This window comes from Planctomyces sp. SH-PL14 (assembly GCF_001610835.1).
Classification (GTDB): Bacteria; Planctomycetota; Planctomycetia; order Planctomycetales; family Planctomycetaceae; genus Planctomyces_A.
Genome location: NZ_CP011270.1, coordinates 3,449,279 through 3,463,114, shown reverse-complemented (window position 1 = coordinate 3,463,114; position 13,836 = coordinate 3,449,279). Strand labels below are relative to the sequence as shown.

The window sequence follows — 13,836 nt, the reverse complement described above, 5'->3', positions numbered from 1 at the left end:
CTCGGACGAAACAGAACTGTTATAGTACTGTGAACACTTTGGGTGACGACATGCTGATTCGCATCGAGCGTGGATCGTCGGTTCCGGTCTCGCGACAGATCGACGCGCAAGTCCGCGCACAGATCCTCGCCGGCACCCTCCCGGCCGAAACCCCGCTCCCCTCCGTCCGCCAGCTCGCCCGCGAACTGGCCGTCAACGTCAACACCGTCGTGCGGGTCTACGAACGGCTCGCCGCCGAAGGGCTCGTCGAGATGCGGCACGGAGACGGGACCTACGTCCTGCCGCTCCGCCGCGGCGCGACCGCCGCCCAGCTCGCCGAACACCACCAGGAGTTCCAGCAGGAACTCGACACCCTCACCCGCCGCGGCCTGATGCTTGGGATCGGCGAACGGGAACTGGGACGCCTGTTCGCCGAATCCGTGAAACGCGTCCGGCAGAACGGCACCGCCGAAGAGACCGCCACACCTCGTCAGAAAAAGGGAGCGGAAGGACCATGAGCGCCGTCATTCGCATCGCAGGGCTCGATCAGGGCTATGGCCGCAAACCGGTCCTCGAAGGGGTCTCGCTGGAGATCCCCGCCGGCCAGACCCTCGCCCTCCTCGGACGCAACGGAGCAGGGAAGACGACCCTCATCCGGACTCTGATGGGCCTGATCGAACCGCGGAAAGGCCGCGTCGAGATCCTCGGCCACGATCCCGCCCGGGAGCCGATCGTCGTTCGGCAGAAGGTCGGGTACCTCGCCGAAGACCAGTCGATGTACGGCTGGATGACCGCCTTCGAGATCGGCCGGTTCCTCGCGCCGTTCTATCCGACGTGGGACGAAGCGCACTACCGCTCGCTCCTCGGGCGGTTCGAGCTCCCCAGCGACGTCCGGATCCGGCATCTCTCGAAAGGACAGTCGGTCCGGCTCGGGCTCGCGCTCGCCCTGGCGCATCGCCCCCGGCTCATGATCCTCGACGACCCCGCCCTGGGGCTCGATCCGATCGCCCGCAAGGAATTCAACCGCGACCTGATCGAGCACCTCCAGGCCGAAGGCCGGACGGTCCTCTACAGCTCGCACCTGCTCTCGGAGGTCGAGGCGGTCGCCGACGCGGTCGCGATCCTCGACGACGGCCGGCTGGTGCGGACCGGTCCCACGGAAGAGGTGCAGCGCGCGGTCAAGCGAGTCCTTGTCTCCGCGGCCGCGCTCGAGACCGCCGAGGCCCTGCCTCCCGAGCGCGTCCTCGACGTGGCGCGGCACGGAGAGCGGATCGCGGTCACGCTCGACGACGCCGAGCCCTGGATCCGCGACCTGCGGGCGGGCGGCATCGATGCCGAGGTCCAGGACCTGAGTCTCGACGAGATCTTCGAAGCCTTCGTCATCGGCCGTCCTCAGAACTGGCCGCGTCCCAGCGCGCCCGCTGAGCCCGCCGCCGTTCCCGTGTAGCCCTCGAACGCCGAGGTTCGATTCGCGACCGCCGCATCCCGCGCTAACCCGGAGTCCGCCGTGTCTCCCCTGACTCGATCGCTGGTCCTCAAGGAAGTCCACGAGCGCCGCCTGCAGTTCGCCCTGGCGACACTGTGGATCGTGCTGGGGGCGATGCACTCCGTTATCTATGAGCTCGGGCATCGTTTCCACGCCGCCGTCGCGAACTACAGCGGGGTCCTGGCGGGCTTCGAAGTCGCCGCCATTCTCGTCGCGATGCGGACATCGCTCGGCGAGATGACCGACCGAACGCGGAGCTTTGCCGACGGCCTTCCGGTCTCGCCCCTCGTCCGGGGCCGCGTCCGGGTCATGGGGGGCTGGGTCGTGCTCGTCGCCCCCATGCTCATCGGCGGGCTCGTCATTGCGGCGTGCCTTGCCGGCGGATGGGTCCAGCAGGCGCCGCTGCGCGCCACGGATCTCGACGCCCCCTATGTCCGGATGCCGGAGCGCGGCGTCCTCGCCCCGCTTCCCGCCATCGCTCTCCTGGGTGAAGTCCTGGTGATCCGGATCGCGTCCGTCTCGATGCTGTACCTCCTGGCCACGACGCTGGGGACCTTCGTCCGCTCCGAAGCGCGGGCCGGCTATGCGGGTGCGGTCCTGATGGTCGGGTGGTTCCTCATGACGGCCCTCCGTCCCGAGTTCGGTCGCCACCTCCCGCAGCGACTCGCGGAGATCGTGATGGCGGTCCTGCCGGTGACCCGGATCATTCACTATGGATACGGCGAGGTCGGCGGAGCCTCGTACACCGATCTCGATCTCGGAACCGGGATCCTCTCGACTCTCGCGGCCAACGCCGGACTTCAGTTCCTTCTGGCCGTCTGGGCCGTGCGCCGCTATGCCGCGATCCGGCCGCTCACGCGAGACGGAGAGGCGGGTCGATCGGATCGTGCCCGCCCCGTGTGGCTGCCGCGGCTGGGACCGCTCCCCCTGCCGACGCTCTCGCTCGCCTGGCTCGCGGGGCGCCACGCGCTGCCGATGGCAATCCCCGGCCTCCTGTTCGCGGCGGGAATGGCGTCTATCGCTTTCGTTCAGCCGCACATGATGTTTCGCGACAATCTCTCGCAGACCAGCTGGGCCATAGGAGCCCTGTGGTCCGTGGTGGTCGGGGCCGGGCTGTTTGCCAGCGACATCGATCCGCGGATCGGTGAGTTCTGGCGGACGCGGCCGATCGCCCCCTGGAAGCTGTTTGCCGTCAAGTTCCTGACCGGACTGCTCGTGACGCTGCTCGTTCTCGACGGGCCGTCGATCGCCCTCGCCTGGAACTCGCCCAACTGGGGGAACTACTACAGCATGAACTGGCCGCACATCGCCGTGATGGTCCCCTTTCACGGTATGATGTTCTCGCTCGCGGCGGCGCTCACGTGCCTCATCCGCCAGCCGCTGGCCGCCGGATTTCTGACGTTCGTGGCCTTCACGATCCAGTCCACGCTCAGCAGCTTCCTGCCGGCCCTCGACCCGATCGAGGTCTACAACAACAGCCACTTTCTCGATCGGAACCCCTCAGAGTTTTCCTGGGTCTCTCTCTCGCCGTCCTATCCCACACTGATGTGGTTTGTGGGCAGCATCTATGTGCTGTCCCTGCTGACGGGGTACTGGGCGCTGACCAGATATCGGCCGCTGTCGATGTTGAAGAAATAGCACGCTCATGAAGGTGTGCGGAGCGGGCCCAGAGCCGCACTCTGAGCGGACGCGGCGCACGTTGGCGGAACACCGCGCAGCCTTCGATCTCTCGGCTTCATCAATGCGAAGCGCGCGAGTGACGAGATGCGTCGGAAGTTCCGGCTCCGAGGCGATTGAGAGCGTCCCTTCCCCCTGCAAATTGTCGCGGAATGAGCCGTGCCGCGATGCTCGCTGGGCCTCCCTGTTCAGGTCAATCTGAGCGGGTTCTGAGGGATTGTCATTTTGCGCAGGATGGAACGGCATTTGTTCCGGGGCGGGTCGGGTCTGTGGTCGCAGACCCCGGTGACGGAGCGCCTGTCGGCGTGCGTTGACCGACCCCATTTGTTCGAGACCCGGGAGTGACTGACATGATGCGAACCGCCGCGGTGCTGACCGCCGCCCTGATGGTGTCCCTCTTCTGCACGGATGAAGCCTCTGCGCGGCACCGCCGCCGCTGTTGCCGGACGCACTGTGCGACGGCCTGCCACAGCCATTGCAACACCGGATGGAACCAGTGCGGTTCCGCCTGTGGAACGGGTGCCTGCGGGGCTTCGGCCTGTGGCACGTCGGCTTGCGGCACCTCGGCCTGCGGCTCGTCCGCCTGTGAAGGGGGCTGCGGCCTCCAGGCGAACGGCGCACCGATGGGATACGGCCATCCGATGGGGCCGGCCGGACCGGAGAACGCTCCGCCGCCGCCGGCGGAAGTCCAGAACGGCGCTCCGCCGGCTGCCGCCCCGCAGCCCGCTCCGCCTCGTTAATCCTGAGTCGATCGCTTTCGATCCGATTCCACGGCCACCGCATCTCCTGATGTGGTGGCTGTTTTCGTTTCCGGGGCCCTCTGGCCGACGGAATCGTCCCGGCCGATGCTTCGCTTGCTTCCCCTCCGGGGCCGGGTTAGCTTGGCCGCCATCTTGTTGCGGTCCCACGCGCGGTCGACCGCAATTTCCGGCTCTGCACGACGTGGACAGCCCCTCTCATGGCGACCGATCTCGCTGAACTTCCCTATTCGCATTCCCCTTCGCAGCCCGGCATCCGGACGAAACTGACCGTCATGATGCTCCTCGAGTTCTTCATCTGGGGAGCCTGGCTGCCGCCGCTGTTTCACCTGATGGGGGGGGAAGGCCTTAAGTTCGGCGGTTGGGAGCAGTTCGGCGGTTGGGAGCAGTTCGGCATCGGAAGCTGTTTTGCGATCGCCTCGGTCATCGGGATCTTCTTCTCGAACCAGTTCGCCGACCGCAATTTCTCCGCCGAGAAGTTCCTGGCGTTCAGCCATCTCGTCGGGGGCGCGGCGCTGATCGGCCTGTTCTTCGCGAAGTCCTTCTGGCCGTTCTTCGCCCTGATGCTGGTCCACTCCCTGTTCTACGTGCCGACGATCTCCGTCGCGAACTCGCTCGCCTTCGCCAACCTCGACAACCCGACGAAGGACTTCGGTCCGGTCCGGATGGGTGGGACGATCGGCTGGATCCTGGCTGCCTGGCCGCTGTACTTCATCCTCAAGGGGAAGACCGGCGCGGATCTGGCGAGCGCGGAAGCTTACGTGTTCATTGTGGCCGGCATCGCCTCGTTCGTTCTGGCCGCCTTCTGCATGACGCTTCCGCACACGCCTCCCAAGCCGGCCGCGACGGGCGAGGACACCCTGGCCTGGAAGAAGGCGTTCAGCCTGCTGGCCAATCCGTTCCTGCTGGTCCTGTTCATCGTGACCTTCATCGATGCCACGATCCACAACGGGTACTTCGTGACCGCCTTCGGCTTCCTGGCGCAGGTCGGGTTCAGTGCTGAGCAGATCATGCCGATCATGAGTATCGGGCAGGTTGCCGAGATCCTGACGATGGCGGTCCTGGGGACGGTGCTGGCCAAGCTGGGCTGGCGGACGACGATGATCGTGGGGATTCTGGGGCACGCGGCCCGCTATGCGATCTTTGCGTTCTTCCCCACGAACGGTCCGCTGATTGTTGCGGTCCAGGTGCTGCACGGGGTGTGTTACGCGTTCTTCTTTGCGACGGTCTACATCTTCATTGATGCCGCGTTCCCGAAGGATGTGCGGGCGAGTGCTCAGGGGTTGTTCAACCTGCTGATCCTGGGGATTGGGGATCTGGCTGCGAAGGGGTTGTTTGTCCCGCTGATGGACAAGTGGAAGACGGAAGCGGGGATTGACTACCAGAAGCTGTTCCTGGTGCCGGTGGGGTTGGCTGTGGTGGCGGCGGTTCTGTTGGCGGTGGCGTTCCATCCGCCGAAGGAGATTGCATCGGCAGGCGAGCCTGCGCCGGCGCCGCACTGATGTATCGGGTCCAGGGCTCCCCTGGTCAGGGGGTGCAGGGGGCAGAATGCCCCTTGCCCGCCGGAGGCCTGGCCGTCGAGAGACGTCTGAAGGAGAGCGTGTCCAAGCGCGGACAACGTGCCGTATGCCCCCTTACCAATCCGCGGGGATTACAAAGCGAGCGGTGTGATGTAAGGGAGTCCTCAACGCTGGTGCCACAAAGGGGACATCCGCTGTTTACCACGGTTCCTCGTTGAAGTGCCTCCAGCGGCAAGGGGGCCTGTGTTGTTTTCTGGCCCCTTGACCCCAGCTGCCGTGATACGTTGGGTTTGAGCTATGAGAGCCGTGCCGGCAAGGACACGGTTTGAGACGGCAGGACTCTCGTCTTCAACCACCCGGTTCGCCACAATCGGCGAATGCCCCGCCCCCCCTCCACAATCATCGTCGTCCACCCGAAAGAAAACCGCTCCAAGTGCTCCGTCGAGCCCCTCCGAGACCGGGAAGGGTTCGTCTTCTGGAAGTTCCCCGAGCGTGGCACGGAGCCGCTGGACGGCTATGTCCGGCTCGGCATCGGCGGGCCTGAACTGACCCCCGAGGATGCCGCGACCGGCCTCGTCGTCCTCGACGGAACGTGGCGATGGGCAGCCGACATGGAACGGGCCTGGCAGGATGTCCCCGTCCGCAGCCTCGGCCCGTGGCAGACGGCGTATCCGCGGGTGTCGAAGGTCTTCGACGACCCCGCCGCCGGGCTCGCGACGATCGAAGCGATCTACGCGGCCTATCTCCAGATGAACCGTCCCGTCGACGGACTGCTCGATGCCTACTATTGGCGTGACGCATTCCTGGAGCGGAACCGCCCCCTCATCGAGCGATACGGCGCTCCGCAATCTGGCGAAGCCGCCGCCCAGCCGGGATGATCGTCATTAAGCGATGATCCGGATGCCTGACCTCCCGCTCTCGCATTCCTCGCTGCCACCGTCCGCCAGAACCGTCACCACAACCTCACACAACGAGCGGCCTCCGCCCCATGCCCGGCGAATCCGATTGCCCTCCGCTCCCCGTTGAAGGGAATCCCCCACTTCTCACCGCCGGGCGGCTGCTGGGGATCGACTACGGACAGAAGCGGCTGGGGATCGCGGTCTCGAACGACGAGCAGACGATCGCCAGCCCGCTCGAAAACTACTCGCGACGCTCGGACAAGCTCGACGGGGCGCGGCTGCAGCAGCTGGCGCGGGAGTATCGCGTCGTCGGCTGCGTCGTGGGGCTTCCGCTGCACATGGGGGGCGGGGCGAGCGAGTCCTCGCACCGGGCCCAAAAGTTCGCGGCGTGGATTCAGCAGTTGACCGGCCTTCCGATCGACTACCAGGACGAGCGCTGCACCTCGGCTGTCGTCGAGGAGCAGCTGATCCTGATGGACGTGACCCGGCAGAAGCGGAAGCAGCTCCTCGACAAGCTCGCAGCGCAGATCATCCTGCAGACGTACATCGACCGTCGCCGCGTCCCTCCGGTCCCGCCCGACTCCGTGGACGACGTTCCATGAGCGACGGGGGCCGGCAGGTCGAACGCTCTATCGAACCGAATCGGTCGGAGTCCACGCCGCGGCGATTCGCAGTCCTGCTTCACGACCATCCCCTCCTTCACTGGGACCTCCTGGTCGAGGACGGGGAGACGCTGAAAACGTGGCGGCTCCCGAACGATCCCTGCCAGCATGATGTCATGACGGCGGAAGAGATCGCTCCTCACCGCCGCATCTATCTGGACTACGAAGGCCCGGTCTCGGGTGGACGCGGTGCGGTCCGGAGAGTCGCGGCCGGGATCGCTGGCGTGTCGGAGATGAGTGCCGACCTGATCGTGCTCGACGCGATTCTCCTGGAGGGGACGCTGGCCGAGGACGCCGGCTCGCGCTGGGAAAGAGTCGAGTTGACGCGGATCGGCGGACCGCAATGGCGGTTTCAGATCAGATGCCTCGGCAACGCCCCAGACTAGGAAATCCCCGGTGTCGGCGGATCGATGGTTCGGCTCTTGTGAGGTCGCCCGGATAACGAAACCGACATTGCGTCTACACGCTATCGATATCACGCAGTTCGGACTGTCCTGCTTCTGGCGAGTTTCCGGACGAGGCCGCCTGTCGCGCCAAGCGGTCGAAGCCACAGGGACCCCGAAGTCGATCGCGAGGAAGTCCGGCGAACATCGGAACTCGCCGGATGCTGGCTTTTTCCATGCGGCGAACCTTCCGTGGGGGGATTGTTGATGCAGAATGCGACACTGGCGGGCGCCCCTGTATTCGTTCGAAAGCCCTGTCGCGAGGCTCCATCTCTCGACAAATTATTTGCCATTTGTTGTCGCCGCTAACGCAATGATCATGTCCCTATAGAACTCTTAGAATCTGGTCCACAGGGCGATTCAATTGATTGCAATGCTCATGGATAGGAGATACGGTTCGATGGATAGAGGCACGTGACCGCATGATGGTGTCTGGTCGAAGAACAGGGCTGACGGACATCACGTGTGGGAGGTCGATCATTCGCACGCGCGTGAATCGATCGGAGCAAGCCGTGGGTGTGGTTTGCCAGGACCGTGTCGACTGAAATTCTTTCGACGAAAGCGAGCTGAGAATGACAAGAGCCCTGAATCGGATGTCGGTCGCAGAGCTGGAGAACGTGCTGGAGAAGCAGCGGGCGCTGCTCAGTGATCTCACGAGCCGCCGGCAGTCTTTGGTTTCGGAACTTCGCGATCTGGACAAGCAGATCGGCAAGCTGGAAGGGAAGCGGGGGCGCGGCCGCAAAGCGGCGGCGACCGGCACCAAGCGGATTCGCGGCCAGCGGTCGCTGAAATCGCTGCTGATCGAGATCCTTTCCAAGCATAAAAAGGGACTCACCAAGCAGGAGCTCGTCGATAAAGTCACGGCGAGCGGCTACAAGAGCAACTCCAAGAACTTTGGGATGATTGTTTATCTCAATCTCTACAAGAAGCCGGAGTTCCGCGTCGACGAGAAGGGTGTCTACACCTATCAGCCGCAGGCCTAGTCCGGGTTCTGAACCGGCAACCGGTGCGGTGCGGTGATGGGCGGTGCGGCGGCAACGGGGGCGTGAGGCCTGGCCCGTCGCAGGAGCCGTCCTCGTCAACGCAGACTCCCGTTTCCAAAAAAAGCCCCGAAGCGATGCGACGGGGCTTTTCCGTTTTCGGGCCGCCAGGAACGACGCGTCGGCCGACAAAAACGGCCGAAAAGCATTTGTTCACTGGTTGGGACCGCGGGAGGACGGCAGACTCCGCCGATCGTGTGAAAAGCGACTGACGAAAGTTCGCTTTCCCCGCCCCTTCGCAGGCTCGCCTATCAGGAATGGGCGCTTTCGAAGACGATCTCTTCACGAGCGAGAATGCTCGTACTCAGGCCCCGTGATCGGGGTAGTAGGAAGGCCGGCAAGGAGGCCGGGTTATGGCGAACGCGGCGTCGATTCCGGTGCAGGGGAACGTCCGTCCTCTGACCGCGGAAATGCTGAATCAGTGGACCCACGGATTCGGCTGCGTTCTGGCGTGCGTCGGCGCCTCGGTTCTCATCCCTCGCGCCTTCGAGAGCGGCGGGCTGGTGAACATCGTTGGAGCCACGGTCTACGCCGCCTCGCTGGTCGGCCTCTACCTGGCATCGACTCTCTCGCACAGCTTTGAGCATCCGGAACGGCGGCGGTTCTACCGCATGCTGGATCAGGTCTGCATCTTCCTGCTGACCGCGGGAAGCTTCACGCCGTTCGGCCTGGTCCATATGGCAACGCCGTTCGGCTGGGCACTCCTGGTCGGCATTTGGCTCGTCGCGCTCTATGGCGTCGTGCAGCGGATCCGGAACGCGGACCGCACCATGGGGGTTCTGCTGTTCGTCCTCCTGGGATGGGCGCCGCTGCTGGCCTTGCCGCACCTCTACGTGGTGACCCACTGGCACGGCCTCCTGCTCGTCCTGGTCGGGGCCTTTGCCTACACCGGCGGCCTCTATTTCCTGCTGAACGACCATCGGAAGATCTATTTCCACGCGATCTGGCACTTCGCCACGATCACGGGGAGCGCGTGCCACTTCCTCTTCCACTTCTGGTACGTCGTCAACGTCACGCCCCCTTCGGCCTGAGCGTTTTGCTGAGTCGGCCGGGACCGAGGTTTTTCCCTGGCCGCGGCCCCCTGCGCCGCGGAATCGCCGGCCCGATCTCGGTCTTGTGGCGAATCGGGGAGCCGGGCTACTCTTCCGGCCCAATTCGGACTTCCCGTCCGCCCCGCCCCCCGTTCCCTTCCTGATCTCCTGTCCCCACTGCGTTCCGAGCAAGGTTTTTCCATGCGCCGGCATCTCCATCGATGCTGCCTGGCCGTGCTGCTGGTCGTCCTGACGGCCGGTTGCACGTCGTGGAGCGGCGCGCGATGGGGGGGATTCCGACCGAAGCCGACCTTTGCCGCTCCCGATCGGGAAGAGCTTGCACGGTCCCCGGACGAGCCGCCCCTTCAGGATGCGGAACGCGAACCGGCGGCGCCCGCTTCCCGCAGCCGCTCTCGGCCGAAGATCGCGCCGTCGGAGCGGGAGGGACTCACGCAGAGCCGACCGGCCGGCTCCTCGCGCTCTTCCGCCTCCCCCACTCCCTCCGCTCCTCGGAACGAGCCCCCTGCTCGTCCGGTGGTCTCCGCGTCGTCGGGAAACGCTCCGGCAGCGGCGGGCGATTCCTCCTCGGGAATCGAGGCGCCTGAGCCCTCGCGATCGGTTTCCTCCTCGGCCCCGGAGATCCGTCTCGCGAGCGCTGAAGAGCGGCGTGGCCCCTCCAGTCCCGAAACGGCCGTCGATACCGAAGCGACTTCGCCCGACAACGGCGACTCCGTTCCGTGGAGCCGAGACGCAGTGGACGAGCCGCCCGTTCGGCGATCCGATCTCGCCGCCGCCGATCCACGTGAGACCTCAAAACGAACCGAGCCATCGGGCGTCGAGCCCGACCGCGATTCACCGTTCGGCGACCGCGCGCCGGAGACCGGCGCCTCGGCTCACGCGGTCCATGACGCTCCTGTGGCCGCCGACCGCCGTGTCACTCCCGTGGCGGCCGACGAAACGGCGATGGTCCAGCGCGAGGAGGCGCGGCCTGCGTCCCCGACGCACCGCTTGCCCGGCCTGGATCCGATGTTCCCCCCGCGTCTCTCGGACTGGGATCCGACGAAGTTCATCGGGCGGAAGAAGACCGTGGATGCGGCTCGTCCCGCGGAGCCCCTGGAACCTCCCTCCCGCCAGATTGCCGAGTCCGGCATCCTGACCCCGCCCCCCTACGGCGGAAACCTCCCTTCGGCGTCCGAGCGAGTCGTTCAGACTTCCGCGACCGGTCGGATGAGCCTTGCGGCAGGAGGACCGGGAGCGGCGGGCGAGATGGGCACGCTGCCCGACGGTGCGGCGGCACGGATCTCCAGCGATCCGAATTCGAGTTACACCACGGACGAGTTGCGGCGGGTCATCACTCTGTTCGAGGCGGAAGCGCTTGCACAGGTCCCGGATGGGAGCCCCGACCAGCAGCGTGACTACGTTCGGCGGCACATTCACCTGCGGTTGCTGCAACTGGTCGCGGGTCAGGCCAGCGAGGCCCAGAAACCGATCCCGGGGATCGATCCGGTCGACCAGGAGTTCTGGAACTCGGTGCTGTGGGGGCTCGATACGTACTTCGATCGCGCGCGGGTCCCCGATCCGGCGGAGCGGACCGCCCTGACCGCCGCGCAGTTCCAGACCGCCGCGCGGCACCTGCAGGCGACGGCCCGTATGGAGCTCAAGAACGTCGCCTTCTGTCATCGCATTGACGGTTTCGGGACGTTCGAGCGATTCCCGCGGGACGAGTTCGAAGCGGGCGTTCCGGTGCTGATCTATTCGGAGGTTCGCAATTTCGGGAGCGAGCCGGTGGCGGACGGGCACTTCCGCACGGTCCTCAAGTCGACCGTGGAGATTGTGCGGCTGTCGCAGCAGAACCAGGTCATCGAGCGCCTCTCTTTCGAGCCGACGGAGGACCTGAGCCGTTCGCCCCGGACCGACTTCTACAACAGTTACAAGATTCAGTTGCCGGCGACGCTGACGCCGGGGCCGTACCTGTTGAAGCTGATGGTCGAGGATGAGATGACGGGCAAGACGGCCAGTCAGACGTTGCAGTTCTCGATACGTTGAGGTTGTTGGGCCAACCAGGGTCCAGGGGGCCCCCTGGTGGGGAGTGCAGAGGGGCAACGCCCCTTTGCCCGCCGGAGGCCTGGTCGTCGAGAGATATCTGAAGGAGAACGTGTCCAAGCGCGGACCACGTGTCGTATGCCCCGTCACGTAACCCGCGGGGCTTCCAAAGCAAGCGGTGTGGATTGAGGGAGTCCTCATAGCTGACTCCACAAAGGGGACACCTGTTACGTACCACGGTTCCTCATAGAAGTGCCTCCGGCGGCAAGGGGGTGAGACCCCCTTGACCCCAGACTGCCGTGGAACGTTGGGTTTGAGCGAGCGACGTCGTGCCGGCAGGGACGTGGTTCGAGTCAGCATCCAGTGAACCGGCTTCGCCCAAGTGTCGCTCCCTCCCCCGGCACGATATGATCGCCCGCTCCCGGACGCCTACCGCTCCGGCACGGGGCCGTAGCTCAACGGTTAGAGCAGGGGACTCATAATCCCTTGGTTCTGGGTTCGAATCCCGGCGGCCCTATTTCAAACTCTCTGTCACTGCAACGACTTGCGTGCACGCCGATTCTTGGGGCGAGGGGATGTGTCCCCACTTTTGTCCCCAGGCCGCGCCTCCTTGGCGATTGCGTCGTAGAGCGCCGCCGTTGCTTCGTCGGTGTCGATGTCCACGTAGTAGGTCATCGTGGTCGCGATGCTGGAGTGACGCATGAGTAGTTTGAGGACCGGCGGGAGCACTCGCTTTGCCCAGCGCGTTCCAAACGAGCGGCGCAGATCATGCGCGGATGCGTAGACCGGCTCCCCTTCGGTGTCGCGGCCGACAACGATGCCGGCGGCGGTTCCGAAACCAGAGATTGCTCGAGTGATGCGATCCATCGCCAGCGGTCGTTTGCCGTGGCTCAGGAAGGTCAGAACCCGCCCTACTCTTTCGGACGGCGGGACAGCCAAAAGCATCTCAGCGAACTCGGGCGCCATGGGAAAGCGGCGGTTCTTCCGCCCCTTGTCGGCTTCGCTACGAATCCGAAACGTCGGCTTCTCGCCCGACATGTCTACGCAGAGGTGTAGGTCATCTTCCCAGTCCAACCGCACCGCCTCATTCAGGCGAAGTCCACTCCACCAGAGCCCTCTCAAGAATCGGACTCTGGATGCCGCAACAGCTTTGTTTGCATCAGACGCCGTCGCCTCATTCACCAGCCGATCGAACTCCTCGCCAGTCACTGGCCGTCCGCCGGCCTTTGCGACATCGACGAGAATTCCTCGGAACGCGGGGATGTGCGGAATCCCATTTCGATAGACCCACTCGCGGAGGGACTGCGTCTCAACCCGAAACACCTTTGCCAGCTCATCGTCGAACCACACACCAGACTGCGGGAGGCGTGACCCGTTGGGGACCTGTGAATCCGCAGTCGTCCTTGGCCGTCCATCTTGACGGCGCATACCCTCATCCTTACCCTCATTCATGGGTCCAATTCCTTCGCTGGATTTTGACCAACCCCGGCCCGGCAGTGTTCGCAGCACAGCCGGGCCTTATTTTTGCGCGTGGGCGAACCGCGTCCGCGGTAGGCCGCGGAAGTCTATGTCCTGTGAACGGGAACGCCCCGGCGCAGGAAGGTGCAGACTTCCATACGCCGGGGCGTGGAGATGGGCCGAAGCCCGGTGAATCTGTTGAGAACGTGAGCGGCTCTGCACGCCGGTCGCGTTAAACGCAGATTATCCCTGTTAAACGTCATGTCAAGGTTCGTTGATAAACGCGGTTGAACGGCGCAAAACTCCGCACATGGCGAAGAAACGAGCATCACGACCGGTGACGTACAGCGAGTTCGTAGGCGTGCGTTGCACCCCGGAACAACTCGCGAGCTGGAACGAAGCCGCAGCGCAGGACGAGCGGGATCTGGCCGAGTGGATCCGCCGGTCACTCGATTCGTTCCTGGCGCAGAAGTCTCGTCCTTCCAAATGACGTCTTCCCGGGGGCCAACATGAACGAGTCCGAAGAGCACTATCAGGACAAGGTGAGCACGGCGATCATGCTCACAATTCTCGCTGAGGTCATCGGCGGGATGATGGTTGGTTATGGGACGTACGAAGGTGGGCCGATCTATACCCTCGTCGGCTCCCTCGTGATTGGCGGAGGGGCGCTCTACTTCTCCGTGTCCGTCCTGATGACGATTGCCGCCGGCGTCGACTATCTGAAGCAGATTGCCGAGAACCAATCGTTGACGGAGGGGCGGAAGCGAAGCTCCGCCGTCCCCAGCATCGCGGACAACGAAGCGGAACATCGTCGGCAGCTTGGGCGGCTCGTTGAGTGAT

General features: G+C 64.8%; 14 protein-coding genes and 1 tRNA gene. 14 read left to right on the top strand and 1 reads right to left on the bottom strand.

The genetic code is table 11. The features are described from left to right. The first annotated feature begins 50 nt into the window (after positions 1 to 50). The 12 genes from VT03_RS13540 (at position 51) to VT03_RS13485 (ending at position 12,055) form a co-directional block, all read left to right on the top strand. Positions 51 to 497 (top strand): GntR family transcriptional regulator, encoded by a 447-nt coding sequence (locus tag VT03_RS13540; RefSeq protein ID WP_075093465.1) that lies wholly within the window; start codon positions 51 to 53, stop codon positions 495 to 497. Beyond that, positions 494 to 1,426, top strand: a complete 933-nt coding sequence (locus VT03_RS13535) for an ABC transporter ATP-binding protein (RefSeq protein ID WP_075093464.1) — start codon at positions 494 to 496, stop codon at positions 1,424 to 1,426. The genes VT03_RS13540 and VT03_RS13535 overlap by 4 nt, the downstream gene beginning before the upstream one ends. 60 nt (positions 1,427 to 1,486) lie before the next feature. Continuing rightward, positions 1,487 to 3,103: a hypothetical protein gene (locus tag VT03_RS13530; protein WP_075093463.1), complete on the top strand. Its 1,617-nt coding sequence runs from the start codon at positions 1,487 to 1,489 to the stop codon at positions 3,101 to 3,103. Positions 3,104 to 3,492: 389 nt separating this feature from the next. Continuing rightward, on the top strand, positions 3,493 to 3,882 hold the full coding sequence (locus VT03_RS33470; RefSeq protein ID WP_156514478.1) for a hypothetical protein: 390 nt from the start codon (positions 3,493 to 3,495) through the stop codon (positions 3,880 to 3,882). Positions 3,883 to 4,100: 218 nt separating this feature from the next. Then, the gene (locus VT03_RS13525) at positions 4,101 to 5,402 is read left to right on the top strand and encodes a nucleoside permease (RefSeq protein ID WP_075093462.1); all 1,302 of its coding nucleotides are present in this window, start codon (positions 4,101 to 4,103) and stop codon (positions 5,400 to 5,402) included. A gap of 395 nt (positions 5,403 to 5,797) precedes the next feature. Beyond that, the gene (locus tag VT03_RS13520) at positions 5,798 to 6,298 is read left to right on the top strand and encodes a hypothetical protein (RefSeq protein WP_075093461.1); all 501 of its coding nucleotides are present in this window, start codon (positions 5,798 to 5,800) and stop codon (positions 6,296 to 6,298) included. 110 nt (positions 6,299 to 6,408) lie between these two features. Continuing rightward, a complete protein-coding gene (ruvX, locus tag VT03_RS13515) occupies positions 6,409 to 6,921 on the top strand; it encodes a Holliday junction resolvase RuvX (RefSeq protein ID WP_082846182.1) in 513 nt (170 codons plus the stop codon). Next, positions 6,918 to 7,367: a DNA polymerase ligase N-terminal domain-containing protein gene (locus VT03_RS13510; RefSeq protein WP_075093460.1), complete on the top strand. Its 450-nt coding sequence runs from the start codon at positions 6,918 to 6,920 to the stop codon at positions 7,365 to 7,367. The genes ruvX and VT03_RS13510 overlap by 4 nt, the downstream gene beginning before the upstream one ends. Positions 7,368 to 7,996: 629 nt before the next feature. Continuing rightward, positions 7,997 to 8,407: a hypothetical protein gene (locus tag VT03_RS13505; protein WP_156514477.1), complete on the top strand. Its 411-nt coding sequence runs from the start codon at positions 7,997 to 7,999 to the stop codon at positions 8,405 to 8,407. A 410-nt stretch (positions 8,408 to 8,817) separates the two neighbouring features. Next, a complete protein-coding gene (gene trhA, locus VT03_RS13500; RefSeq protein WP_075093458.1) occupies positions 8,818 to 9,495 on the top strand; it encodes a PAQR family membrane homeostasis protein TrhA in 678 nt (225 codons plus the stop codon). Positions 9,496 to 10,248: 753 nt separating this feature from the next. Beyond that, positions 10,249 to 11,541 carry a hypothetical protein gene (locus VT03_RS13490; protein WP_075093456.1) on the top strand — a complete coding sequence of 431 codons (1,293 nt, stop codon included), beginning with the start codon at positions 10,249 to 10,251 and terminating at the stop codon, positions 11,539 to 11,541. Positions 11,542 to 11,982: 441 nt separating this feature from the next. Then, positions 11,983 to 12,055, top strand: a tRNA-Ile gene (locus VT03_RS13485). A gap of 14 nt (positions 12,056 to 12,069) precedes the next feature. On the opposite strand, the gene VT03_RS13480 is transcribed toward VT03_RS13485, so the two are convergent. After that, positions 12,070 to 12,888, bottom strand: a complete 819-nt coding sequence (locus VT03_RS13480) for a tyrosine-type recombinase/integrase (protein ID WP_197489320.1) — start codon at positions 12,886 to 12,888, stop codon at positions 12,070 to 12,072. 418 nt (positions 12,889 to 13,306) lie between these two features. On the opposite strand from VT03_RS13480, the gene VT03_RS33465 reads away from it, so the two are divergent. Together VT03_RS33465 and VT03_RS13475 are read left to right on the top strand one after the other, a co-directional pair. Further along, positions 13,307 to 13,486: a hypothetical protein gene (locus VT03_RS33465; protein WP_156514476.1), complete on the top strand. Its 180-nt coding sequence runs from the start codon at positions 13,307 to 13,309 to the stop codon at positions 13,484 to 13,486. A gap of 19 nt (positions 13,487 to 13,505) precedes the next feature. Continuing rightward, the gene (locus tag VT03_RS13475; protein ID WP_075093454.1) at positions 13,506 to 13,835 is read left to right on the top strand and encodes a hypothetical protein; all 330 of its coding nucleotides are present in this window, start codon (positions 13,506 to 13,508) and stop codon (positions 13,833 to 13,835) included. Position 13,836: the final 1 nt, after the last annotated feature.